26 protein-coding genes and 1 pseudogene are annotated in these 24,831 nt (G+C 35.7%); 21 read left to right on the forward strand and 6 right to left on the reverse strand.

The window, feature by feature from the left end; all coding sequences use genetic code 11:
* The first annotated feature begins 82 nt into the window (after nucleotides 1–82).
* Nucleotides 83–685 carry a TetR/AcrR family transcriptional regulator gene (locus FDO66_RS07720; protein ID WP_141432073.1) on the forward strand — a complete coding sequence of 201 codons (603 nt, stop codon included), beginning with the start codon at nucleotides 83–85 and terminating at the stop codon, nucleotides 683–685.
* Between the two features lie 62 nt (nucleotides 686–747).
* Here FDO66_RS07720 and FDO66_RS07725 read toward each other — a convergent pair.
* A pseudogene (locus tag FDO66_RS07725) lies at nucleotides 748–1,111 on the reverse strand (winged helix-turn-helix transcriptional regulator).
* A gap of 137 nt (nucleotides 1,112–1,248) precedes the next feature.
* Here FDO66_RS07725 and FDO66_RS07730 point away from each other — a divergent pair.
* The 8 genes from FDO66_RS07730 (at nucleotide 1,249) to FDO66_RS07765 (ending at nucleotide 6,077) form a co-directional block, all read left to right on the forward strand.
* Nucleotides 1,249–1,857, forward strand: a complete 609-nt coding sequence (locus FDO66_RS07730; RefSeq protein ID WP_141432074.1) for a nitroreductase family protein — start codon at nucleotides 1,249–1,251, stop codon at nucleotides 1,855–1,857.
* 294 nt (nucleotides 1,858–2,151) lie between these two features.
* Nucleotides 2,152–2,505, forward strand: coding sequence for a PadR family transcriptional regulator (locus FDO66_RS07735; RefSeq protein WP_141432075.1), 354 nt, complete (start codon nucleotides 2,152–2,154; stop codon nucleotides 2,503–2,505).
* A complete protein-coding gene (locus FDO66_RS07740; protein ID WP_141432076.1) occupies nucleotides 2,502–3,179 on the forward strand; it encodes a hypothetical protein in 678 nt (225 codons plus the stop codon). Before FDO66_RS07735 ends, FDO66_RS07740 begins: the two co-directional genes overlap by 4 nt.
* Nucleotides 3,172–3,729 carry a DUF4825 domain-containing protein gene (locus FDO66_RS07745; protein ID WP_141432077.1) on the forward strand — a complete coding sequence of 186 codons (558 nt, stop codon included), beginning with the start codon at nucleotides 3,172–3,174 and terminating at the stop codon, nucleotides 3,727–3,729. Before FDO66_RS07740 ends, FDO66_RS07745 begins: the two co-directional genes overlap by 8 nt.
* 71 nt (nucleotides 3,730–3,800) lie before the next feature.
* Complete coding sequence (locus FDO66_RS07750) at nucleotides 3,801–4,343, forward strand: hypothetical protein (RefSeq protein WP_141432078.1); 543 nt, start codon at nucleotides 3,801–3,803, stop codon at nucleotides 4,341–4,343.
* Between the two features lie 188 nt (nucleotides 4,344–4,531).
* Nucleotides 4,532–5,128, forward strand: a complete 597-nt coding sequence (locus FDO66_RS07755; protein ID WP_141432079.1) for a TetR/AcrR family transcriptional regulator — start codon at nucleotides 4,532–4,534, stop codon at nucleotides 5,126–5,128.
* A 25-nt stretch (nucleotides 5,129–5,153) separates the two neighbouring features.
* Nucleotides 5,154–5,618 (forward strand): DUF2269 family protein, encoded by a 465-nt coding sequence (locus FDO66_RS07760; protein ID WP_141432080.1) that lies wholly within the window; start codon nucleotides 5,154–5,156, stop codon nucleotides 5,616–5,618.
* A gap of 15 nt (nucleotides 5,619–5,633) precedes the next feature.
* Nucleotides 5,634–6,077: a DoxX family protein gene (locus tag FDO66_RS07765; protein WP_141432081.1), complete on the forward strand. Its 444-nt coding sequence runs from the start codon at nucleotides 5,634–5,636 to the stop codon at nucleotides 6,075–6,077.
* A 54-nt stretch (nucleotides 6,078–6,131) separates the two neighbouring features.
* On the opposite strand, the gene pdxR is transcribed toward FDO66_RS07765, so the two are convergent.
* On the reverse strand, nucleotides 6,132–7,586 hold the full coding sequence (pdxR, locus tag FDO66_RS07770) for a MocR-like pyridoxine biosynthesis transcription factor PdxR (protein ID WP_141432082.1): 1,455 nt from the start codon (nucleotides 7,584–7,586) through the stop codon (nucleotides 6,132–6,134).
* 119 nt (nucleotides 7,587–7,705) lie between these two features.
* Here pdxR and FDO66_RS07775 point away from each other — a divergent pair, with 119 nt between their 5' ends.
* The gene (locus FDO66_RS07775) at nucleotides 7,706–8,320 is read left to right on the forward strand and encodes a LysE/ArgO family amino acid transporter (RefSeq protein WP_141432083.1); all 615 of its coding nucleotides are present in this window, start codon (nucleotides 7,706–7,708) and stop codon (nucleotides 8,318–8,320) included.
* A gap of 83 nt (nucleotides 8,321–8,403) precedes the next feature.
* On the opposite strand, the gene FDO66_RS07780 is transcribed toward FDO66_RS07775, so the two are convergent.
* Nucleotides 8,404–8,877: a WYL domain-containing protein gene (locus tag FDO66_RS07780; protein ID WP_181444489.1), complete on the reverse strand. Its 474-nt coding sequence runs from the start codon at nucleotides 8,875–8,877 to the stop codon at nucleotides 8,404–8,406.
* Between the two features lie 8 nt (nucleotides 8,878–8,885).
* Nucleotides 8,886–9,374: a helix-turn-helix transcriptional regulator gene (locus tag FDO66_RS07785; protein ID WP_141432085.1), complete on the reverse strand. Its 489-nt coding sequence runs from the start codon at nucleotides 9,372–9,374 to the stop codon at nucleotides 8,886–8,888.
* Nucleotides 9,375–9,481: 107 nt separating this feature from the next.
* Here FDO66_RS07785 and FDO66_RS07790 point away from each other — a divergent pair, with 107 nt between their 5' ends.
* The 6 genes from FDO66_RS07790 (at nucleotide 9,482) to FDO66_RS07815 (ending at nucleotide 16,452) form a co-directional block, all read left to right on the forward strand.
* A complete protein-coding gene (locus FDO66_RS07790; protein ID WP_141432086.1) occupies nucleotides 9,482–10,021 on the forward strand; it encodes a dihydrofolate reductase family protein in 540 nt (179 codons plus the stop codon).
* A gap of 490 nt (nucleotides 10,022–10,511) precedes the next feature.
* Complete coding sequence (locus FDO66_RS07795) at nucleotides 10,512–12,044, forward strand: ABC transporter ATP-binding protein (RefSeq protein WP_309475265.1); 1,533 nt, start codon at nucleotides 10,512–10,514, stop codon at nucleotides 12,042–12,044.
* Entirely contained in the window at nucleotides 12,041–13,174 is a 1,134-nt protein-coding gene (locus tag FDO66_RS07800) for an ABC transporter permease (protein ID WP_141432087.1), read from the forward strand. The genes FDO66_RS07795 and FDO66_RS07800 overlap by 4 nt, the downstream gene beginning before the upstream one ends.
* 40 nt (nucleotides 13,175–13,214) lie before the next feature.
* Complete coding sequence (locus tag FDO66_RS07805; RefSeq protein ID WP_141432088.1) at nucleotides 13,215–14,144, forward strand: ABC transporter permease; 930 nt, start codon at nucleotides 13,215–13,217, stop codon at nucleotides 14,142–14,144.
* Nucleotides 14,145–14,339: 195 nt separating this feature from the next.
* Nucleotides 14,340–15,446, forward strand: a complete 1,107-nt coding sequence (locus FDO66_RS07810; protein WP_141432089.1) for a BMP family ABC transporter substrate-binding protein — start codon at nucleotides 14,340–14,342, stop codon at nucleotides 15,444–15,446.
* 22 nt (nucleotides 15,447–15,468) lie between these two features.
* On the forward strand, nucleotides 15,469–16,452 hold the full coding sequence (locus FDO66_RS07815) for an aromatic ring-hydroxylating dioxygenase subunit alpha (RefSeq protein WP_181444490.1): 984 nt from the start codon (nucleotides 15,469–15,471) through the stop codon (nucleotides 16,450–16,452).
* A 167-nt stretch (nucleotides 16,453–16,619) separates the two neighbouring features.
* Here the strand turns inward: FDO66_RS07815 and FDO66_RS07820 are convergent, their stop codons facing one another.
* A complete protein-coding gene (locus FDO66_RS07820) occupies nucleotides 16,620–18,023 on the reverse strand; it encodes a sigma-54 interaction domain-containing protein (protein WP_141432090.1) in 1,404 nt (467 codons plus the stop codon).
* A gap of 1,016 nt (nucleotides 18,024–19,039) precedes the next feature.
* Here FDO66_RS07820 and FDO66_RS07825 point away from each other — a divergent pair.
* Both FDO66_RS07825 and FDO66_RS07830 read left to right on the forward strand, forming a co-directional pair.
* Nucleotides 19,040–20,512: a glycoside hydrolase family 68 protein gene (locus FDO66_RS07825; RefSeq protein WP_141432091.1), complete on the forward strand. Its 1,473-nt coding sequence runs from the start codon at nucleotides 19,040–19,042 to the stop codon at nucleotides 20,510–20,512.
* 319 nt (nucleotides 20,513–20,831) lie between these two features.
* Nucleotides 20,832–22,358, forward strand: a complete 1,527-nt coding sequence (locus tag FDO66_RS07830) for a glycoside hydrolase family 32 protein (RefSeq protein WP_141432261.1) — start codon at nucleotides 20,832–20,834, stop codon at nucleotides 22,356–22,358.
* A 106-nt stretch (nucleotides 22,359–22,464) separates the two neighbouring features.
* On the opposite strand, the gene FDO66_RS07835 is transcribed toward FDO66_RS07830, so the two are convergent.
* Complete coding sequence (locus FDO66_RS07835) at nucleotides 22,465–22,911, reverse strand: aminoacyl-tRNA deacylase (protein ID WP_141432092.1); 447 nt, start codon at nucleotides 22,909–22,911, stop codon at nucleotides 22,465–22,467.
* A 196-nt stretch (nucleotides 22,912–23,107) separates the two neighbouring features.
* Here FDO66_RS07835 and FDO66_RS07840 point away from each other — a divergent pair, with 196 nt between their 5' ends.
* The 3 genes from FDO66_RS07840 to FDO66_RS07850 all read left to right on the forward strand — a co-directional run bounded on the left by FDO66_RS07840 (nucleotide 23,108) and on the right by FDO66_RS07850 (nucleotide 24,830).
* Complete coding sequence (locus FDO66_RS07840) at nucleotides 23,108–23,710, forward strand: DUF1349 domain-containing protein (RefSeq protein WP_141432093.1); 603 nt, start codon at nucleotides 23,108–23,110, stop codon at nucleotides 23,708–23,710.
* 272 nt (nucleotides 23,711–23,982) lie between these two features.
* Nucleotides 23,983–24,432: a MarR family winged helix-turn-helix transcriptional regulator gene (locus FDO66_RS07845; protein WP_141432094.1), complete on the forward strand. Its 450-nt coding sequence runs from the start codon at nucleotides 23,983–23,985 to the stop codon at nucleotides 24,430–24,432.
* 2 nt (nucleotides 24,433–24,434) lie between these two features.
* Nucleotides 24,435–24,830 (forward strand): DUF5360 family protein, encoded by a 396-nt coding sequence (locus FDO66_RS07850; protein WP_141432095.1) that lies wholly within the window; start codon nucleotides 24,435–24,437, stop codon nucleotides 24,828–24,830.
* The last annotated feature ends 1 nt before the right edge of the window (nucleotide 24,831 follow it).

Raw genomic sequence — 24,831 nt, forward strand, 5'->3', positions numbered from 1 at the left:
AGGACTATTAAGAAATCATATGGAAAAATTTGTAAATTTTAAAATGAACCTATTATGAAAGGAGTGTTATGTATTAACGATTATGGAAAATAAGAATACCGTTTTAAGTAAGAAAGACATTTTAGACGCAGCTGAAAAAACGTTGCGGCGCTATGGACCAAAAAAAACGTCCGTAACAGATGTAGCGAAAGAATTAAATATAAGTCACGGTACAATTTATAGACATTTTCCAACTAAAACAGCATTAAAAGAAGCAGTAACGGAAAGGTGGCTGGAGGAGGAAATTATTACTCCATTGAAACAACTCATTAATGCGGATAAGACAGATCCGGATCAATTAATGAAAACGTTTATTCTTAAGTTGATTTCTCTTAAGCAAAACCATGCCGCAAATGATGTAGAGATGTTTGAAATGTACGCAGAAGTGACAGCTACATCTATTGAGCTCGTTGATAACCATGTCAATGGCATCATTGAAATGTTAAGTTTCATAATCGAACAAGGGATACAAACAAATATCATAAGAAAAGTAAACCATCGTGATTTAGCTCGTTCTATTTTTTACGCTACGACAAAATTTCATCATCCTTTTCATGCAAATGAATGGAAAAGAGGAAGCATGAGTAAAGAATTTGATAAGGTATGGGAGCTGATAAGAGGAGGCTTTAAGGTCTCAAAAGAATAGAGTTTTCTCATCGATAGTTGAACTAGCACTAGGAGGATAGCGATCATAATTGGCATCCTCCTTTAATTTAGCTTTTCATCTATACACTGTGTTTCATTCTTCTTTTTCATATGTTCATTATGAGCTAATCCCCATTGATGCATGGATTCCAATAACGGCTCTAAGCTTTTTCCATATTCTGAAATGGAGTACTCTACTTTTGGTGGTATTTGCGGATAAACAACTCGCTTAATAATGTCTTGCTCCTCTAATTCGCGAAGCTGCAATGTAAGCATTCTTTGGGTAATATCGGGTATTTAATCTTTTAAGCTCATTAAATCTTTTTGTCCCACCATGCATTAAATTTAGCAGAATCATAGGCTTCCATTTTCCTACGAACACATCTAATGTCACTACAACTTTACATTGCTTTGGATTTTTTTCCAATCTAGTATCACTCCTTTTGCAGTATACTTTTCAATACTATAGCACATATATGTGCCTACTTACTATTTATAACTACTCGGATTAAAATTAAAATGTATAAAACAATTTAATTAGGATCAATACAAGGAGGAATTAATATGATTAGTACGACTAAAGATTTTTATTCAGTTGTAGAAGCTAGACGCTCTATATATGGGATTAGTAATGAGCCTGTTGTTTCAGTCGAACGGATTAAAGAAGTGATAAATCATTCTGTAAAGCATACCCCTTCCGCATTTAATTCTCAAAGTGCTAGAGTGGTCGTTCTATTTGGAGAAAACCATACAAAATTATGGAACATTACAACTGAATCCTTAAGAAAAATAGTCCCTGCTGATCAATTTGGGCCAACTGAAGAAAGAATGAATGCTTTTGGCAGCGGTTATGGTACTGTTTTGTTTTTTGAAGATACGGATGTTGTAAAATCCCTTCAAACACAATTTGCTTCATATGCGGATAATTTCCCGATTTGGTCTCAGCAATCAAATGGTATGCTGCAATATGTCATTTGGACATCATTAGAACTAGAAGGTTTGGGTGTTTCATTGCAGCACTATAATCCACTTATTGACGAGGAAGTCAAAGATGAATGGGATATTCCAAACAGCTGGAAATTGATTGCTCAAATGCCATTTGGTAAACCAATTGCTCCGGCTAGAGAAAAGGAATTTAAACCTCTTGAAGATCGAGTTAAAGTATTTGAATAAAACACAAAAAACGGGGAGAAAAAATCTTCCCGTTTTAATTTTACATAAAAAATAGTCATTTTAATTTTCTTTATCCTTTACTCATATTTCTCTAAATAAACAACACTAAAATCGTTTAATAACTTAGTATTATTCTATAATAATGCTTTTTTTTCAATTTAGAAGAGCGCCTGATTGTGGAACATTCCTCTCCTTAAATACAATTCACTAGGAGTCAGCAATATTCTTTTTGTTAATTACATCGACACACATAGTAATATGTGTTACGATGTATATCAATATAGGAGGTTATATATGGAAAAAGAGATTCCGATTAGTAGTGACCTTATCCGAGGTCACATTGATACGATGATTCTTCGATTGTTAATTAATGGTGATAGCTATGGATACGAAATTATTAAATCAATATTTGAGAGAAGTAATGGGAGATTTGAACTGAAAGAACCTTCCCTTTATACAAGCTTAAAAAGGCTTGAAAAACAAAAGTTGATTTCGGCTTATTGGGGTAATGAAAGTCAAGGTGGAAGGAGAAAGTATTATAAAATTACCCTCAGTGGAGAAAAGACTTATGAAGAAGCAGTTGATGCATGGGTGTTAGCAAAGGAACTAATTGATCAGCTGATTGTTAAGGGGGAGGAAGGTAAATGAACGAGCTAAGGGAATATGTTGATCATTTGTTTAGAAACTATAAGAATTACAGTGGTACCATAGAGCTGAAGGAAGAGATTGTAGGAAATTTGGAGGCGAAGGTATCACATTTAATAGGAAATGGATTGAATAAGAAAGATGCAATTGCTAAAGCCAAAAATAGCATTACGAAAATAGATGACTTGATTGATGGCAATATTCCAGTATTCATCGGTCAGTTTCAATTTAATATTTTTCAAATTGCCTATATTTATATTCTTATTGCTTGGATTGTGACGATCCCATTTTCCATCTTTAGAGTTGGTATCGTTATTAGCTACGGATTGTTTTTCATTTGTATAATACTAGGAATTGTTTATCTGTTCTTAATAAATAAAATGAAAGAGAGTTCAAAGAAAATAAAGCACTTGAATGTTATTTCCATAGTGAGAACAAACAAAATTGTCTGGCTACTGTGGGTGTTATATATCATGATTTACTGGGTTTATTTATCAGCTGTTTTTTTCAGCAGCAACATATGGTTTTCTAGAACAGTTTACATTGATGGCCCTTATCAGTTTGGGATATTGATAGCAAAGTATGCTTTGCCATTAATCTCAATTGTGATCCCATTAATTTTGAACGCTTGCATAAAGCTGTTACCACAATACGAAGCGAGGGAATTTCATGAATAAGCAAGGAAAACTGATTGTATCATTACTTGCTGCAGGATTGGTGGCGTCTATTGTTGTTCAATTTATCATCATCCCGAAGCAGAATGCTACTGCAGAGCAATATGTAATCGATCAAAGAAGACCACAAACGCATAATTTAGAGAATATTATTCCATTTAAACACCCTTATATGGGCAATGCATCTAACATGATCAATTTATTTAATCATTTACCAACGAACGAGATCGAAAAAGACTTTGAACTACATTCAGATACCTTCACGATAAAAGTTAACTACCATCGTCCGATCTCAGAAATTGGCATCAGGCTGGTTAATCAGTCCACCATTTATAATTCAACTGCCGCTTTTGCATTGATTGGAAATTTAGAAAAAATCGAATATTCCTTTCTTGATGAATCTTTTACTGTCAAAAGGGAAAATGTTGAAAATTTATATAAAGATTTTGATCAATTGATTAAAAGTAATGAGGTCTGGGATCAACAAGTTCGTAATCCATTAAAAGATGAAGGTTATACAGAGAAATGTTTAAAATCAATATTAAACAAATAGTAGTGTTAGAATCCTTTATCATTCCAATCTAATCCCATTATTGTATAATCATAACAAGGAGTGATTATGCAATGATATTAACAATGAAAAGGCAGGAGTTTGATGCATTAACTCACGAAGCTCTCTTCAATGCTTGTTTTAACCCGTTGATCCTCGTTTATAAAAATAGGATGGTAGAGCAAAAGGAAGAAAACACTTCCATGGTTAAAGAACAGTTTTATAAACAGTTGACTAAAGGGCAACAAGCACTGTTTGCATTTCAGGTGTATTATACTCATGTAAGCCATTCTTTAGCTGAGTTCTATTGGTGGAGTACTTATTTTAGAGCGCAGCCTAAAACTTGGTTAGCAATTATATCAGGATTACAGTATTTTGGAGATAAAGGCATGCTTCTACTTTTAGAAGAGATTGATGAGGTCCTTGAAAGACATAATCACCCGAGTAGTCTAGAAGGATTTTCTGTTACGCGTGAAGACCTTGACCGAAATCAGGAGCTTTTTGCATCTATTAGCCCCTTGCATATTAATTTTGACAAAGCTGCCCCATTAACTATAAAGATTATAAGTGAACACATACGTAACAGTCAGAAAGAGTTTGTAAAAATAGAAGACTAGTTGTCGCAACAAAAATATTGTTCTATAAACGGGGAGAAACGCTTTTCCCGTTTTTTTATATTTATAATTTAAAAATTAGTTTTGATAAAACTTTAACTTGAATATTGATAAGAAATAAAACATTTACAAACCGATGGTCGGTTTGTATAATAAGATTAAGTTAATACATTTTAACAAAAGGAGCAAATATGAAACGTGAACTAAAACGACAGCAGACTAAAAAATTATTGTTGGATACGACCGAAATGCTCATTAGGGAGAAAGGATGCAGCCAAACGACGTTGAATGACATCATGCAACATTCTGGGCTTTCAAAAGGAGCCATCTTTCATTATGTAAAAGGGAAAGACGAATTATTTGCACTTGTTCTTGAGGCAAGTCTTGAGGAGACAAATAGCCGATTTTTCGATGCTATTCAGAAAAAGGGAAAGCAGTTTGAAGCTCCAATGCAGGAAATAACCAATAGTTTGTCTATGTTAACAGATTCTAATAATGTTACCAATCGAATTTTAGTTTATCTTCTAGGAAAGAGTGATCAACCAGCGGTAAGTGAAGTGGTTCAGCGGTTTTATGACCAAGCGGTTCGAATGTCTAAGCAATGGATTGCAGCTGGGCAAGAGAGTGATGTCATTTCCAAAGATGTAAATGCCGACAAAACAGCCGAACTATTCGTATTAGTATCTTATGGATTCCGTTTGAGGACAGCAATCAATTCAGATCCATTTGCATTTGGAATTTCTGATTTTGCCAGTCTTATTGTCGACATGCTAAAACCTAAAAAATGATTCAATGGAAAGGTAGGAATAAGAAGTGAAGGTTTACTTGATTCTGCATCTTCTGGGTGTTGTTCTTTTTTTGGGCAATATTATTACGGCTGCTTTTTGGAAAGTAAGAGCGGATTTAAAGGGGGATTTAGCTGTAATTCATAGCTCTGCAAAAAATGTTATGTTAGCTGATTACTTCTTTACCATTCCTGGGCTAGTTCTCATTATTGTAACAGGAAATCTAATGGCCGTTAAAGCTGGTTTTCCCATGTCTGGTTTCAACTGGATCACGGTTTCCCAAACGTTGTTCATTTTAAGTGGTTTAATCTGGGGAGCTTTACTTATTCCTCTTCAGCGGAGTATGATTCGCCACAGCGCTAAAGCAATTGAAACGGGTGTTCTTCCCAAAGCCTACAAAAAGGCCAGTCTATATTGGGCGATTTTTGGAACAGTTGCAACCTTGTTGCCAGTTTTTGTTTTATACATGATGATTTACAAACCTTATTCGTGAAGGAGAGACCATTGAATGGCTCCATTTATTGTGCTTGTTAGCTCGTTCTTATTGTTTCGTGTATTAGGGATTTTTGGATGGTCCTATTTTGATCACTGGGTCATAGACTTACGGTTTGCTGTATCCTGTATGTTTCTAGTAACAGCATCTGCCCATTGGGGGAAAAGGCGCCCTGATTTAATCAAGATGGTTCCACCATCGTTTCCAAAACCAGAGTTGATGGTGACATTGACTGGGTGGCTTGAATTAATCGGTGCTATTGGAATTATTCTTCCTGCTACATCTCAGCCTGCATCCATTGGTCTATCACTTATGCTTCTTGCTATGTTTCCAGCGAATATTCGTGCAGCAAAAGAGGGAATTGAGATTGCCGGAAAGCCCGCAACACCGATTGTGCTACGTACCATCTTGCAAATCATTTTTTTGACAGCTATTATCTTAGCGGGATTTGCTGGTTGAAAGACAATTGAACTTTCCCCACTTAGGTACCATGAAGTGGGGGATACTTAAGATTCATTTATAGGCAAGCCTTTTAATAAGTTCTGATAGACATATCAACCCTTTTTCTAGTTCTTCTAATGAAGCATAGGAATAGGACAAGCGAAGGTGCTGCTGATCATTTTTATCGTAGACACTTCCCGGATTTAGTAAAATGCCTTCCTGGAGGGCTGCGTTGAATAGTTTTTGAATGGAAATCCCTAATGACAAACGAAGCCAAATATAAAATCCTCCCTTAGGTGTACTCCAAGTCGCTATCTCTGAAAAATATTTATTTAGAATTTGGATGGTAAAATCCCTTCTAAATCTTAATTGTACTCTGATTTGTTTTAAATAGTCCTCATACATTCCGCTTTTAAGCCATTTTTCAACTGCATATTGCGATAAGGAGCTTGATCCATAATCCGTTTGCATTTTTATATCGGATAAACGGTCAATAACAGGTTCAGGTCCAACAATCCACCCAATTCGTAAACCTGGGCTTAATGTTTTGGATATGCTTCCTATGTACAAAACATTTCCCTGTTTATCATTGGCTTTCAAAGATTTTGGAGGAAGGTTATCAAACCATAGATCTCCGTAAACATCATCCTCAATAATGGGAAGAGCTTCTTTTTTACAAACCTCTAATAATTGATTTCGTCTGTTTTCAGACATTAAAACCCCAGTTGGATTGTGAAAAGAGGGGATGGTATAGAGCAAAGCCCCGTTATGTTGTCGTTTTAAGCGCCCGATTGAATGGCATATAATGCCTTGGTCATCGAGAGAAATGCCAAATAAATGCATTCCAGCAGATTGAAACACGTGAACTGAATTTAAGTATGAAGGCGTTTCATGTAGGATGGTTGAACCTCTTTTTAATAATCCAATTGAAATCAATTGCAATGCTTGAAGTCCCCCTGAAACTATTAAAATAGATGCAGGTGATGCATCAATTCCTTTCGTTTGTAAATATTCACTCACCGTTTTTCGTAAAGATGGACTTCCTTTAGGTTCAACATATCCTAGCGAAAAGGTCTTCTTCTCATTTTGCTGCAATACTTTTTCCATCTGCTTATTTGGCAACAAATCTGGTGAAAGCTCGCCCGTTCCAAGTCTAATAATACTTGGATCTGCTTCTGCTTTATTAATTTCTTGGATGATTGATGTATTGGGTTCATGAATCCCAGATTGCACATAACTAATCCAATCAGGTGGTGGAGCTGAAGACATTAGGCTCCACGTATTATTGACAACCCTAGTCCCACTTCCAATTTTTGATTCGATTAAACCATCAGCTATTAATTCCTCAATTGCCGTTACAATTGTACTTCGGTTTACTTGAAATCGTTTTGCTAAAATTCTTTGTGGAGGTAATTTAGTGCCGACCGTCCATTCACCGTTCAAGATTTTTAATTTTATATAATTAGAGATTTGCCGATATAAAGGAATTGATGAAGTTTTTTCGGGCTTCCAATCTATCTCAGACATTTGACGTACTCCATTCTTTTTAATCATTTTAACAAAATGGTTGGATTAAATTCCATCCAATTGGTTGGAGACAGATTGAGTATCCTTCGTTATTCTAAATAAGAATAGGGGGAATAAGTATGGAACCATTACTTCATGGAATGATACTGGCATTTGGCTTAATCTTTCCATTAGGTGTACAGAATGTATTTATATTTAATCAAGGCGCAACACAAAAAAAACTTACCAATGCTTTACCTGCAGTTATTACAGCAGGAATTTGTGATACCGTTTTAATTTATTTGGCTGTGGCTGGTGTATCTATCATCGTTTTTAGTTTTGAATGGTTAAGGAATTTGCTATTTTTGATAGGGTTCTTTTTCTTAGCTTATATGGGTTGGCTCATGTGGAAAAGTACACCTGAATCAAGCAATCAAAAGCAGGCAAACCAATTTTCTGCAAGACGGCAAGTAACATTTGCTGCCTCTGTATCATTACTTAACCCGCACGCTATTATGGACACTATTGGAGTGATTGGAACAAGTTCATTGGTTTATACGGGATATGAGAAATGGATTTTTACAGGATCATGCATAGGTGTCTCTTGGTTTTGGTTTTCTGCTTTAGCGATTACTGGAAGAAAGATTGGCCAAATTGATAAAAGTGGACAACTACTGAGAAAAATGAACCAAGTTTCTTCTATTATAATATGGGGGATGGCCTTTTACTTAGGATATCATTTATTTTTAGATTAAAGAGAAAACCATATAGCAAACCTTCATTAAAAAAGTCGCAACACCTATTCAATATGATGAAAGTATCCCTTCTTCAAGTACCTTTAAGATGGTGAGGAAGGGTCTTGATTTTGGTAGTGATTTATTAGCTGTTGAGCCATTTCAACCACTTCTTGAGCAAGGGATGCAGGCTCTATAATGAAGGCCTCATTTTTTAGTGAAAAGAAATAGGAAGCAATATGTGTCTGCTCTGATTTTTCCATCCACGTTTGAATATAACCGCTCCCATCTTCATTTTCTGTAATGGTTTTTTCTAGCCATGGATTGCTTTTGCATTGTCTGGCACCTTCTCTCGTAAGCTTAACATAAAGTTGTACAGGATTTTTCGTTGTTTGTTTTGAATTATCGTTAAACCATTCGTCTAGATTAGGCAGTGATTCTATTTTAGATTGAATATTTGTTTCAAAAAGGGTTTCAATCCGATCAACACGGAGAAGGACCATTCGCTTTTTTTGTTGATCAAAAGCTGGGCAATACCATAAACCATTGGATGTATAAATGCCAATTGGGATGATCAACTTATTTGTTAAACCAGACTTGGATGGTATGCGATTTTTATCTCATTTTTATTTAAGGATGCGTTCATTAAAGGGCGTAGATAAGGGGTCTTTAGTTGCCGTTTAGGAATCCGGAAAGCTAAATGTTCACTAAATTTATCTACCTGCATTTTTTTATTTTTAGCAAGAAGATTATATAATTTTCTTGTTACAGAAGAATATTCAGCTTCAAATGGTAATTGATGATAGTTCCTTAATGCATGATAAGCGAAAAAAATAGAAAGGGTTTCTTCCTCGGTGAATGATATCGGTGGAAGCAGGCCATTATTAAGCAATTCAAATCCTCCCCCTCTTCCTTGAACCGACATGATAGGAATCCCCAAATCAGCTAGATCATTCATATATCGATTTACTGTACGGACGGATAATTGAAATTCATCTGCAATCTCTTGAGCTTGGAAACGTCGTTTTTCAGTGATATATAGCCATATATCCATTAATCGATTTGCTTTTGCCATTTTTTTGACCTCCTTTCTTAAACATGACTAAAACTGTCATGTTTGTATTTTATTATAAATACATCGAGCGATTGACACAAAATCGATAGAAAAGGAGTGTAGAATATATGTCTCATTCACGTAAGGTGGTTGTCTTTATTGCGCCTTCATTAGATGGATTTATTGCAAGAGAAAATGGAGAAGTGAACTGGCTTTATAATATTGAGGGAGAAGGTGATAATGGGTATTCTGATTTTTATCATACGGTAGATACTGTTTTAATGGGTCATAAAACGTATTTAGAACTTCTAAATTTCGATATTCCTTTTCCTTATTCGGATAAAGCTTGCTACGTTTTTTCAAAAACAGAGGAAAGCAAAAATAATGATGTCACATTTATAAATGAAAATATAGAATTCTTTGTACAAGAGCTTTTGAAAAATGAAGGAAAGAATATTTGGTTAGTAGGTGGGGGCGAATTAATTACATCGTTTTTAAAGACGGGGCTAATTGATGAAATCATTGTAACGATTGCTCCGGTCATCCTGGGTAAAGGAATACCATTATTCAAAGAGGGTTTAGAAGAACATTTTCTACAATTAATAAGTGTTCAGCAATTTGGTCAGTTTGTTGAATTACATTATAGGGTGATAAAGGAAGAGAGGTGACTATACTATTACCGCCTAATGGGAATTAGTAAAAGAATGAATAAACTAAATGTTTGATTGCAATTTAACATGGTCTTTAAAAATGGCTTTGTTAAAGAATATCGTGCTAAATGATTCAAAAATCAACAGAGTTAATTAACATAGCCCAATAAATAAATAGGTAACTAGAACAAGGATCCAGTTTTTGATCATTTTTTTAAAAAACTGGATCCTAATTAATTTTCTCTCTGAAGGGAAGTAAGATACATTTTCTTTTATCTCGATGATAAATGACAGAAATATTAAAGTAATTCAATTTTCAAACATTTTCTTTGTCAGATAATGTTACATATAGATAGATTGAAATGAAGTTGTGGTACATAATTAATGGTACAAAATACAAGTTAAGCCTTAAAGTAGGTTTTTTTTACTATGATAAATAGAAATAATATACATAACGTTGAATGATTATAGAGTAATAGACTAGGAATAAGATAAAGGAGGGAATATATTGTCTCAATATGCAGTGAAAATGACCAATATTGTCAAAAGATTTGGAGAAGTTCTGGCAAGTAATCATGTTGATTTTTCTGTTAAGACAGGTGAAATACACGCTCTGCTGGGTGAGAACGGAGCCGGTAAAAGTACGATTATGAGCATACTTTCTGGAATATACAGACAAGATAGCGGAGACATTGCCATTAATGGTCAAGAATCACTCATACGCTCTCCAAAAGATGCAATGGCATTAGGAATTGGTATGGTTCATCAAAATTTTCGACTTGTCGAAACATTAACCGCAATTGAAAATATTATTCTTGGGGAAAAAGGCAGCGTATGGCGCGGTTCTTCTTGGAAGAATAAAAAGAAAGTAGAAATCGAAGAAATTTGCATAAAATACGGACTTTCGTTTCCGTTAAATGTACCGATTTGGCAACTTTCTGTTGGCGAACACCAACGAATAGAGATTGTTAAAACCCTTTATCGCGGAGCAGACATTATTATTCTTGATGAACCAACTTCAGTGTTAACTCCAGGTGAAGCCGAGCAATTATTCCTGACTATGCAAGAATTAAAGCGAAACGGGAAAACAATGATTATTACAACCCATAAATTGAAAGAAGTAATGGCTGTAGCGGATCGAATCTCGGTGATGAGAAAAGGAACGATGATCGCATTAACAAACAAAGAGGAAACCAATGTCCAACAGTTGGCACAATTGATGGTGGGGCGTGAACTGAAGACGACGATTCCTGCTCGTGATAATCGATTAGGAAAACCGATTTTACAAGTTGAAGGATTAGTTGTTAATGCAGAGCAAGGGTTTCCTGCCTTAAATGGGATTGATTTAACGATTAGTGAAGGTGAGATTGTCGGTGTTGCTGGGGTTGCAGGTAATGGTCAAAAAGAGCTTGCGGAAGTATTAACCGGACTTCGCTCTTGGAAAAGTGGGAGCATCGTCTATAACAAAGAGAAGATTCATTCATCTTCAGTTAAGATGCTAATCGATAAGGGAATATCTCACATACCGGAGAACCGTATGAAAAGCGGACTAGCAGGCAGTTTAGGAATTGTTGATAATCTGTTGTTCAAAACTTATCGTACAAAAAAGCGTTCCATGTTTGGGCTGATGAAAAAACAAAGTAATGAAGAATGGGCAGCTGAGCTCATAAAAAAGTTCGATGTACGCACCCCAGATTTAACGAGTCCTGTTCGGCAACTATCAGGCGGAAATCAGCAGAAGCTTTTGTTCGCGAGAGAAATTGACCAAGACCCGATTTTAATGGTTGCGGTTCATCCTACACAAGGATTGGATGTTGGCGCAACCGAAGCGGTTCATCGGCTTCTCATTGACTTGCGGAATTCTGGAAGCGGTGTACTAATTATTTCCGAGGATTTAGATGAAGTTATGCAATTGTCTGATAAAATTCTAGTTTTATACAATGGACAAATAAACGGGGTACTATCACGGGAGCAGGCTGATAAAGAGCAGATTGGACAGTTAATGGCTGGATTAAATCGAGAGGGAAGAAACGTCATATGAATCAAAAACCTGTTTTAGAACAACAAGCTACTGTAAATACATCGAAAAGCTCTTTTTTAAGTCGTCTGCTTCCTTTCAGATTGGAATATGATCCTCATAAAAAAACGGGAAGCTGGTGGGTTCCGATCGTTTCTGTAGTCGTTGCGTTGATTATTTGTGCAATTTTCATTGTGCTAAACGGAATTAATCCGATTACAGTTTATTTGAAAATGCTAAATGGAGCTTTTGGTTCAAGATTTGGCATAAGTGAGACGTTGGTAAAAGCAGTTCCGTTGCTGCTTTGCGGATTAGGGGTTGCCATCGCCTATCGAATTTCAATTTGGAATATTGGGGCAGAAGGTCAGTTCATATTAGGAGCCATTGCCGCTACTTCCATTACGATCTATTTTCCTAATTTGCCAGGATCACTTTATATTCCGTTGATGATCTTGGCAGGGATAGCTGCAGGAGCTATCTGGGGATTATTAACGGCAATCCCCCGTGCCTATTTTCAGGTTAATGAATTAATCACATCGCTTATGTTGAATTATATTGCGCTTTTGCTTCTTGATTATTTCGTATTTGGTCCGTGGCGCGATCCTGCTGGATTTAATTTTCCAGGAACGCCTATTTTCAATGACACACAAATGTTAAGAAGCTTTAATGGGACAAGGCTTCATTTTGGTCTAATCTTTGCGTTGCTTGCTGTTATTCTTTTTGCCTTTTTTATGAGTAAAACTCGATGGGGTTATGAAATGCGCTTGTTAGGTGCAAATCCAAGTGCAGCTAAATACGCGGGTATAAAAATCAACTTCCATATTCTCATTGTGATGATGATTAGCGGTGGATTAGCTGGTCTTGCAGGCATGAGTGAAGTTTCAGGAGTCGCCCATCGATTAATGTATGGCATATCTCCAGGCTATGGCTATACAGCGATTATTGTGGCGTGGCTTGCTAAGTTGAACCCATGGGCGATGATTTTTACGTCTGTTTTTGTGGGCGGTTTGATTGTCGGAGGATTCAGTGTCCAAACGATTGGGTTGCCATCTTCAATGTCGTTCATGCTGCAAGGAGCGATTCTGTTTTGCTTAATCGGCGGTGAAATGGTCAGCAAATATCGATGGAAATGGAACAAGCAATTAAACGAATAGTTTCCATGAGTAAGACAAGCTGGGAGGAGAGAGAGCAGGGATGGACTTTTACATTTTATTGATTATTGCAGCCATTTCTTCAGGAACACCTTTGCTGTTTGCTATTTTAGGCGGGATTTTAAATGAAAAATCGGGGGTCATCAATTTAGGAACAGAAGGCATTATGCTCGTTGGTGCGGTTATTTCCTGCATCGTTTTTGTAAAAACAGAGAGTTTAATTTTGGCGATGATCATTTCCTTAGCAGCAAGTGGTCTGCTTGGCCTAATCCATGCATTTTTATGTATTACGTTAAGAACGAATCAGATCGTCAGCGGTCTCGCCATTACATTATTCGGTACGGGACTTAGCGCTTATATTGGAAAGCCTGTTGCAGGGGTTGCGTTGCCGGTTTCTGTACCGAAATTACGGATGGAATGGCTTGATGCGGTTCCTTTTATCGGGAGAATCTTTTCTAATCTTGATATTTTCGTTTGGATGAGTATTGGCCTTGCCATTCTACTTTATCTATACATGTATAAGACGTCGTGGGGGCTTCATCTGAAATCAGTTGGAGATAGTCCATCCACATCAGATGTTATGGGGATATCTGTTAGCGGATATCGTTATATTCATGTCATCGGTGGAGCTATGCTAATGGGACTTGCTGGATTTTACTTGATTATGGTTTATTCGCCGAATTGGATTGAAGGAATGACTGCAGGCAGAGGATGGATTGCTGTTTCCTTGATTATTTTTGCACGCTGGAACCCTCTTTACGCGGTCGCGTGTGCCTATTTTTTTGGCGGTCTAGATGCCTTAGGCTTTCGGATTCAACTGCAAGATTTAGGTATACCATCCTATTTCTTGAAAATGATTCCTTATTTTTCAACGATTTTAGTTTTGATGTTTATTGGGTGGAGAAATCGAAATAGATCGTCAATTGAACCAAAATCATTGGGTATTCCTTACTTTCGAGAACAAAGGTTTTAACCTTTATGTTCATACATTTCATACAATAGGTTCAATTCCAGCCCTGCTTCAAAGAGACTTGAACCGTACCAGCAACCTTTAGAAAAGGAGGAAGTTATAAATACAAAACGGTCTGGTAATAAGCCGACAACCGAACAATCAAGTAAAGTTCTAAATTAGTAAAATAACAGGTTAATAGGAGAGGGGTTTAATGAAATGAAAAAATGGCTTATGCTGATTATTATTTTGTTAATGAGTGTGATGACCGCTTGTTCCCAAGCTTCAAATTCACCGAAAGAATCTACCGATAAACCAGCAAAAACGAAAGGTGAAAAGCCTAAAGTTGCATTTGTTTACATAGGGGTTCCTGGTGATGGTGGCTGGACCTTTGAACATGATAAAGGCAGAAAAATGGTTGATGATAAATTTGGAATCAAATCAACGGTTGTAGAAAATGTACCGGAGGGACCTGATGCTGAACGTGTAATAGAAGAGCTCGCTCAAAAAAATGATATTATTTTTACAACTAGCTTCGGATATATGGACCCAACTTATAATGTTGCGCAAAAATATCCCGACGTAGTCTTTATGCATGCAACTGGATATAAAACACTTCCTAACATGGGAACTTATCAAGGAAGAGGATATCAATCAGGTTACTTAGCAGGGATTGCCGCTGGAAAGTTGACAAAAAACAATAAAATTGGTTATGTCGGTGCCTTTCCAATTCCAGAGGTTATTTACACGATTAATGCTTTCACATTAGGAGCCAAAAGTGTAAACCCTGATATTGAGGTATCGGTCATTTGGAGTAATACATGGTTTGATCCAGCAACAGAAAGACAAGCTGCTGTCACTCTCTTAGATCAAGGAGTAGATGTATTAGCAAACTATCAAGATTCACCAGCTGGTATTCAGGCGGCGCAAGAACGCGGAGTGTGGGGAATGGGGAATGATTCGGATATGAATCGTTTCGCACCAGAAACATATGTAACGAACCCGGTATTAAATTGGGGACCTTACTATGTTGATGTCGTACAAAGCGTTGTTGATGGAACATGGAAAACTCAATCCCATTATGGCGGCATGAATGAAGGGATGGTAGATATCGCTCCATTCGGTAAAAATGTTCCTCAAGAAGTGAAGACTTCTGTTGAAGAGGCAAAGAAAAAAATTATAGATGGTAGTTTCGAAGTATTCCACGGGCCTATTAAAGATCAATCTGGTAAAGTCATCGTACAAGAAGGACAAAAGATGGAAGACAAAGACATTTTAAGTATGAATTGGTTTGTAGAAGGTGTAAACGGAACTATCCCTGAGTAAAGATAATGAAAGGATGAGCATCATGATTATACAAGACCCCGTTCTTATACACCAATGGCACCCTGTACTTCTGTCATCTGATTTGAACAGTCAGCCCATGTCCGTACAAGTTCTCGGTGAACCAGTGGTAGTGTTTCGTACTACCTACGGTATTCACGCCTTTAAGGATCTATGCATACATCGTGGTGTACCGCTTTCACTTGGCAAGGTTGTAGAGAATGAACTTGTATGTGCATATCATGGTTGGACTTATGATCACTGTGGAAAATGTTCGCGGATTCCGTCAATGCCGAAGGAGCAAACGATCCCGCCGAAAGCAAGGGCACAGGCTTATGCTTGTAGAGAAGCTTACGGACTTGTTTGGGTTTGTATGGGAGAACCAATCCAGGAATTTCCAGAAATTGCACCAGGCAAGCTGAAAAATCCTCAATACACTAAAGTATATATGGGTCCTTACAAAGTGAATGCGGCAGGTCCACGAGTCATTGAGAATTTTTTGGATGTGTCTCATCTCATGTATGTACATGAAGGGTTGCTTGGAGATAGTCAGTTTCCAGAAATCAATAATTATCAGGTTCATGAATCAGAAGGTGTACTAACATCCGAAAAAATAGAAGTATATCAGCCTGATCCAGACGGTAGAGGCTATGGAGTTGTAAGCCATTATGTCTATGAAGTGTATAAACCACTCTGTGCGGGGTTCACGAAAAAAATCGACAATTCCGATGATTTTTTTGAGCTGTTTCTCATCGTCTTGCCAGAAACAGAGCATAAAAGCACTGCTTTCATGATTATGGAGCGCAACTATGCCCCGGATGAACCAGATAAAGTATTTATTGATTTTCAAGATAAGTTACTTGAACAAGACAGGGTGATCGTTGAAAATCAAAAACCAGAGCTATTGCCACTTGATTTACAAGCTGAATTACATCTAAAATGCGACCGTATGAGTATTGCCTATCGAAGGATGCTGAAAAAAATCGGCGTTACATTTGGAACAGCATAGAATGAAGTTTTATTCATAAGGTAAGAAAGAATAAATATTCAAAAGTTCGACGGGTATCTAGCTGAGGTAGTATCGAATGTAAATGACATTGCGAAATAGTTCATTATAGAAAAGAGGTAACTTAACAGAGCGAATCTATTGTTAAGTTACCTTTTTTATTGAAAATTTTATATGGAAATATCCAATCGCTTCATTCGATATTGTAAACTTTGACGAGTTATGCCAAGAACTTTTGCTGTATTCGTAATATTATAGTTGTGTTGTTTTAACAATTTTTTTATATAAGTAGCTTCGAATAACAATAATTGCTCTTTTAATGAAAGAGATGAATCAAAGTTCGTATCGTAAACGAACGATTCTGCTGATGCAGCAGGCAAAATGTGTTCTTTCAATTGAAATTTACTACGATAATGAAATGGTAAATGAGAATAGTGAATCGTTTCTTCATCCATAACCATATTCATTGCACCTTCAATAACATGTTCCAACTCACGTACGTTGCCTGGCCACTCGTATTCTAAAAATGAGGACATAACAGCTGCGTCAACCGCTTTTACATCCATTTGAAATAATTCATTATACTTATGGATGAAAAAGTTTGTTAATGGTAAGATATCTTCTTTTCGTTCACGCAAGGGAGGAATAAACAATGTTACGACACCGAGACGGTAGTATAAGTCCTTTCGCAACCGATTGTTGGCAATTGCATCAATCGGATCTTCATTAATATTAGCTATAACGCGTACATTGACATGTTTATCCACAGTATCACCAATTCGCCTAACTGTTTTTTCCTGAAGAACTCGAAGTAGTTTCGCTTGAAGATTTGGGTTCAGCGAGTTAATTTCATCTAATAACAGCGTACCGCCTTCCGCTTGTTCAAATAGTCCTGGACGATCAGTTGCACCAGTAAATGCCCCCCGTTTTGTACCGAATAAAAGGCTCTCAATTAAATTATCAGGCAAAGCAGCACAGTTTTGTGAAATAAACGGAGCTGATGATCGAGTACTGCCATTATGAATACTTTGTGCAAATAGCTCCTTACCCGTACCAGTTTCACCAACAATCAGTACGTAAGAGGAAGTACGGGTTGCTCGTTTTGCATTTTCAACTACCTCTTTAATGGGCTGGCTATGGCCGATAATACTATCAAAAGTAAAGCGTGTATTGCCTTTTTGCTTCATGTTTTCTCTAATCAATCGCTCTAATTTTGTTACGTCTTGTGCAATTTCAACTGCACCGAGAATGGAATCATCTTCGATAATAGGAAATGTATTATTAATGGTCGTAATTTCTTTTCCTCTATTATTAAAATACGTTTGCTTAACGTTAACAGTTTCTGTTCCATACTGTAATGCTTTGACTAACGTACTTTGTTGATTCTCTGTAAATTTATAGGCATCTAATAAATTTTTATTTAAAACATCATGTTCATTCATTGATTCAATCTGCATCATTTTTTCATTATAGATAATGGTATTTCCTGTCTTATCTACAGCGTGAATACCAACATTCACATTTTCCATAATTTTTTTATATATATTATGCAGATTATTTGTTTTGTCTTGCATAAGTTTTTTCTCCTTTGATAAATTCCATGTGCTTTGATTATTCATTTAATTCTACCAAAAGTGTTACTTTTCGTTTGAAATTTTATTAAAAATTATGTTCAAATCATTAATTTTACAAAATATAGTAAATTAGAAGAGTGACAAAAGGCACTCTCACTCCATTTAATTATGCTGAAAGAACTAATTTTCTCTATATTACAATCTAGATCTTTTCTCCTGTACTTTTTAACGGTATTGTTACAAGAAATAATAAGATACTAAAGGAATGAAATGAATTCCTTTTTATTCCAAAAAAATAATACTAAACTATTTGATAAAATACCTTATTCCTATTTTTTCCATAATAAAATGTAAAATTTAGAGGAGACAATGGAAAATGAACGTTCTAAACGTTAAAGAACATATGTTTGGAAAAGATTTCTAAATAGGAATCGTCATATCCATTTGCTAGAAAATGGATAAATTTATTTACATATTAATCAATAAAATCGGTCATTCTCAACAGTGAATAACTAGATAAATTAAAAAATTAATTAAGATTTCGTGAATTTACAAAATTAACATCATTGTTATATAAGTAACAGAATTCATTCATTTCGTCCTAGTCATATTTGATCATAGAAGGAAAGGAGTCGAAAGCTGTTACATTTGGTCGAATTGACGAGATTTCAATATGTAAGTAACCTTGTGTTGTAACGAAATCTTGTTACTTTGTTTAGAATTTTTGTCTAACTTCTAAGGTGTTAAAATGAATAGATTCATATATAAAGCTGTACATTGTACATTGAACAATTTGGAAGTAGATATGTATTCCATATTATAAATAGAAGTTAATGTAACTAAGTGACACTTTATATTGGTCAATGGCGGCCAAGTCAAATCATGGTGATGAATCTTATTCATTAAGTTAAACAAATTATCTAAATAAATAACACAGAGGCAGTTTCTTGGTCTAAAAAGGATATAGAATTGTTTTCTATCTTTTTAGATACACTTTTTGGGAAAAGGAGAAAGGTATGAACATCAATAAGATTGTCAAACAAGCAACAGCGGTAACCTTTGCTACAGCCTTACTAGTAGGAGGTGGATCTTTAACTTTTGCGAAAGAAAAAGACAGCATGGACTACAATAACAGCTATGGTTTTTCCCATATCACACGTTCTGACATGCTGAAACTACCTGAACAACAAAAAAGTGAACAATTTAAAGTGCCTCAATTCGATGCATCAACTATAAAAAATATTCCTGCGGCAAAAGGTTATGATAAGGATGGTAACCTAATAGATTTAGATGTGTGGGATACTTGGCCATTACAAAATGCTGACGGAACAGTGGCAAATTATAAGGGCTACCAAATTGTTTTTGGTTTAGCAGGAGACCCTAAGAACCCAAATGACACTTTCATCTACTTGTTCTATAAAAAAGCAGGCGACAATTCCATTGATAGCTGGAAAAATGCTGGTAGAGTATTTAAGGATAGTGATAAACTAGTTCCAAAAGATCCTATTCTAAATAAACAATCAGAGGAGTGGTCAGGTTCCGCAACCTTTACATCTGATGGAAAAGTTCGCTTATTTTATACAAATCGTCACGTTTTCAATCCGGAAGAAGGGTCTTTTGGTAAACAAACGTTAACAACAGCTCAGATTAATGTATCTCAACCAGATGCTAATACGCTGAAAATTGATGGTGTAGAAGATTTCAAATCGATCTTTGATGGAGACGGTAAAAACTATCAAACTGTTGACCAAGCTTTCGGTGGAGGGGACTTCTCTGATAATCATACATTAAGAGATCCTCATTATGTTGAAGAAAATGGTAAAAAATATCTTGTTTTTGAAGCGAATACAGGAACAGAAGTTGGTTACCAAGGAGAAGAATCCTTCAATAATCATGCTTACTATGGAGGAAATAAAAAATTCTTCCAAGATGAGAAAACGAAACTGTTGCAAAGCCCTAAAAAGAAAGATGCAGCTTTAGCAAATGGTGCCCTAGGTATTGTTGAATTAAATGATGATTATACGTTGAAAAAAGTAATGAAACCATTAATTGCATCGAATACAGTTACAGATGAAATCGAACGTGCTAACGTATTTGAAATGAATGGGAAATGGTATTTATTCACTAGTTCAAGAGGATCTAAAATGATCGTTGATGGATTAACGAACAAAGATATTTACATGTTTGGTTATGTAGCAGATTCCTTAACTGGACCATACAAACCTTTAAATGGTACTGGACTTGTATTACATCAAGACCTTGATCCTAAAGATATTACTTGGAACTATGCGCACTTTGCAACTCCACAAAAAGATGGTAATAATGTAGTCATCACAAGCTATATGACAAATAGAGGTTACTTTGAAGACCATAAGTCTACCTTTGCACCAAGCTTCTTGTTAAACATTACAGGTTCTAAAACTTCTGTTGTAAAAAACAGTATCCTTGAACAAGGACAATTAACAGTAGAAGATAACGATAAAAAATAATAGCAACAGATTTCTAACTCTATTTATAGAGTTAATGAATAAGCAACCTGAATATATAAAAAGAAAATGCCGATCTTATATTGGCATTTTCTTTTTATAAGGGTGAACTAAAACATAGTACCAGGCACCTCTATTAGATTGATATCATATTTATTTTTTCCTATATTTTAGATAATTGGGGAGAATACCAGGTACTTTAGGGTAACCCTACTATGGTTATCTAATCGCAACAAGATAAGGCAAAAATAAAAAGTGGTGAATCTACTTGGAAAAAAGAGTATTTAATAAGAAAGTATATATTTGGTTAGCTATTTTTATAATGATTCTCGGTATATTTATTGTTATAGGATTAATGCCAGGTCATAAAGATAATAAGAAAGTAAAAACAGTGACTCATCAGAAGCCAACTTATCGATCCACGTACCATTTTACAACACCGGACAAATGGAAAAACGACCCTCAGAAGCCGATATATTTTGATGGAAAGTATCATTACTATTATCTTTATAATCGTGATTATCCGAATGGAAATGGGACGGAATGGCGGCATGCTACATCAAAGGATTTGGTACACTGGAATGATGAAGGGGTAGCCATTCCTAAATATACAAACAAAAATGGTGATCCATGGTCGGGATCCGTTGTTGTTGACACAAACAATACGGCTGGCTTCGGTAAAGGAGCTATTGTGGCCATCGTGACACAACCCTCCGCTGATGGCGGGAAGCAGGAACAATATTTATGGTACAGTACGGACAAAGGAAAAACGTTTAAATCTTATAGTGATCATCCCGTTATGCCGAATCCAGGTACAAAGGATTTTAGAGATCCGAAAATCATCTGGGATCACCTAGCCGGTAAATGGGTGATGACGATGGCAGAAGGAACGAAAATAGGTTTTTATGAGTCTCATAATTTAAAAGATTGGCATTATACAAGTAGTTTTGTTACGGAAAACATCGGTATAGTAGAATGTCCAGATCTTTATCTAATGCGAGCGAATGATGGGACATTTAAATGGGTACTTGGTGCCAGCGCAAATGGGAAGTCGATAGGGAAACCAAACACCTACGCCTATTGGACTGGAAATTTCGATGGAAAAGCATTTTCCCCTGATCACAATGAGCCCCAGTGGTTAGATTATGGCTTTGACTGGTATGGGGCTGTCACGTTTGAAGAGGAAAAAGACAGCGATCCGTACGACCGTCGTTATGCATTGGCATGGATGAATAATTGGGATTATCCGCATAATACGCCAACGCTGAAAGAAGATTTTAACGGACTAGATTCAATTGTTCGTCAAATAAAATTAGTGCAAGCAGGAAACGGTGCATATACTTTGACTTCACAGCCTATTGGAGCATTGAATCAATTAACGAGTGCAACGGATTCCTTTAAACAAATCAAGGTGAATGGCTCTAAAACACTTAACGTTACAGGAGATGCGTACCAGCTTGACACCGATATATCTTGGAATGAGCTCAAGAATGTAGGAGTAAGGCTTCGAGAATCAGCAGACAAAAACCGTCATGTTGATGTAGGTGTTTTAGTAGATGGCCAATATTCTTATGTGAATAGAGGACTAACTGGGCAGCCTGATCAAAGCAATAAATATGTTGAAAACAGGGCGCCATTTGATGTCAATAAGAAGAACATTCACTTAAAGGTCCTCGTCGATAAAACGAGCATTGAAGTGTTTGTCGATGACGGAAAGATTGTTTATTCCAGTCAAATATTCCCGGAATTAGACGATAAAGGGATTACCCTTTTTACTGAAGGTGGAACAGCGATCTTTAAAAATGTTAAGATCAAACATTTTGACAGAGTTTATGAACCAAATAAATAAAAAGGAAGATTCGATAAAAACAAAGTGCTAGGCTCCTCTAATAGTAGGACCTAGCACTTTGTTTTTGTATCTTCAGACCATAAAGCGTCTAATCTAAACGGGCATATTAATCGAATGTTGCTACCACTTGATTTAATTCAATTAAAGCTTGGGGCTCTATTTTTAATGTTATAGTTGGTAGACCAGTGCCTCCGTATATAAAATCATATTGAAAAAGTCGGTTGTCTAGTATACAAGGTAAATCAAGACCAATCATGGGTACACTTCCTACTTCGAATCCTGTCATTTTCTTGACTTCCTTCGGAGAGGCTAACTTTACTTTATTGCAATTTAATATTTCAGCTATTCTCTCGAAATTAATTTTGCCACGATTTCCAGATACAATTAAATAGAAGAATCCTATATCGGTTTTAACTATTAACGACGGAGCTGTTTGACCAATTTCAATCCCGAAATATTCCGAACCATCCTCTGCTGAAAGGATGGGCTTTTTGTGTTGAAGGATTTCATATGTATATTTGCTTTTCGTTAAGATTTCCTGCAATTCTTCCATAAGAAAAACACCTCCACTATTTGTTTTAGTTTACCAAAATATTCTTTTTATTTGTGAGTTTCAATGGATTTGTTAAATTATTGCCTTTTTTATAAAGTAAAGTGAAAGCAATAATAGTGAAACAAAACTGCAAATGGTAGTATTAACAAATGAGAAGAAAGCATGACATGTTGAAAAAGAATGGAGGGGGATTGTTTTGTATAAAGATAAAATAGATTGGGAGCAAGGGAAATGGAGTAGAGAACCAGAAAGCGTTTGTATAAAAAATGGAGTATTAATAGCCAAAGGAAAACAGGGCAGTGACTATTGGGAAAATACTTATTATGGATTTCAACACAGAGATGGCCATTCGTTATTAAAAGAATGGGACTTGTCGGATGCTATAGAAGTCTCCTTTTCTCTCAAAACGTTTAACGGGCTTTACGATCAAGCTGGGATAATGGTTTGGCAAAATAATCACAAATGGGTAAAAGCAGGCGTTGAAATAAATGATGGTGTACCCCATGTAGGAGCTGTTGTAACGAATCATAACTCAGATTGGTCTTTATCACCTGTTCCTGAATGGAAAGAGAAGGATGAAGTAACAATACGTATATCCTTCTTTAACGACTCACTTATTATTAGAGCAAAATCATTAGACGAAACATGGAGAACGATAAGAGTCTGTCCATTTAATACAAATGTTCAAACAGATGCAGGACCATTTTTCTGCTCACCTCTAAGCAAAGACTTCACGGTTCATTTTAGCAGCTGGGTAAAAACCTCACCGGATGAGGAACTACATAAATTACCAATATAATGTCAGACCCAAAAGTAGACACGGTGTAAAAATGTGTCTACTTTTTTAACCTAATACAAGTTCTATATATTAGAGAAAAGATACACATTAGCAATTACTATACTTTTATTACATTTTATATGCAAAAGACCTTAGTTTATAATGTAAATACCATTCAAAATATTATATTGAATCGAATATTAATTTCTATAAAAGATTCGTATGGTATAATAGTTAAATAAATTTAATTAAATATATTTAATTAAAATGTTGGATTAGATAGGAGGATCAAAATGCTTCAAGAGAATATTTCCATCATTGCTAACTATTTATGGAAAAAATCGATTCAACAAATTAATAATACTTTAACAGAAATGGAAGTAGATCATTTTAATATGAATGATTATTACTATTTAACGGTAATTTACCAGCTGGAGAAGCCTAAACTTGGACAATTAGCAGAAGAACTTCAGTTAACAAAGCCCGCCATTTCAGCTCTAGTCAAAAGATTGTTGAAAAATGATTTGATCGAAAAAACACAATCTACCGAAGACAAAAGAATTTTTTACTTAAATGTAACCGAAAAAGGGCTAAACATTATTCAGGGAGATCTTGATTCATATGAAAAATTGTCAAAGTTGATTATTGAAGCAACTTCTAAAGATGAATTGCTGCAGCTTAATCAACTTCTAGATGAAGTGGTAAAACACTTACAAATGGAATCATTTCCAAAGGGGAATTAGACTTGGGGAAATTGAAATGGTTTTTTTATGTGACTGATATCGGATTTATTTTGTATTGGTTTATTACTATATTTCATGTTATACCTAAAAGTTTTCTTTTTAAAGATTATAATAATCCCATTCTTGTTTCATGGAATTGGTCTTTCTTACCACTCGATCTACTAATTTCGATTACTGGCCTCGCTTCACTTTATTTTTATCGAAAGAAAAGGGATGAATGGAGAAATTTTAGTTTAATTTCCCTTGTACTTACCTTTTGTTCCGGTTTACAAGCGATCGCGTTCTGGTTTTTTAGGGGTGATTTTAATCCACTTTGGTGGGCATTTAATCTTTATTTACTGATATATCCATTGTTTTTTCTTCCGAAATTTTTTAAGAACTCAACAAGTATGAGGTGAT

Origin of the sequence: Bacillus sp. 03113, assembly GCF_006546985.1 — a bacterium.
GTDB lineage: Bacteria > Bacillota > Bacilli > Bacillales > Cytobacillaceae > VATK01.